General features: G+C 77.0%; 1 protein-coding gene. It reads right to left on the bottom strand.

The genetic code is table 11. The features are described 5' to 3' along the window. A partial coding sequence (locus KVT32_RS29385) for a tetratricopeptide repeat protein (protein ID WP_217619351.1) occupies nt 1–322 on the bottom strand: 322 nt, incomplete at both ends.

The following is a 322-nucleotide window of genomic DNA, read 5'->3' as shown; positions in this document are numbered from 1 at the left end:
GCAAGCGGGGCCGCCACCTGGGCCGCATCGAAGGCGTCGATCTCGGCCGCGTTGCCGCCGACGCTACGCGCCTTGGCCAGGTCGGCACGGGCCTCCGCGATGCGGCCGGCGGCGCGCCAGGCGCGCGCACGCGCCAGCCAGCCGGCCGCGTCGTCCGGCCGCAGCGCGACCAGGCGGCTGTAGGCGGCGATGGCCTGCTCGGGCTGGTCATGCCACTGGTGCATGTTGCCCAGCGCGAGCCAGACGTCGGCGTAGTCCGGCGAGGCCTTGGCCGCCGCTTCCAGGTCGGCCTGGGCCTCGGCCCAGCGGTCCAGGCGCGTGT

This window comes from Achromobacter sp. GbtcB20, assembly GCF_019091095.1.
In the GTDB taxonomy this organism is placed as follows: Bacteria; Pseudomonadota; Gammaproteobacteria; order Burkholderiales; family Burkholderiaceae_B; genus Achromobacter; species Achromobacter mucicolens.
The sequence above is the reverse complement of the archived record's forward strand: the minus strand, read 5'-3'. Positions and strand labels throughout refer to the sequence as shown.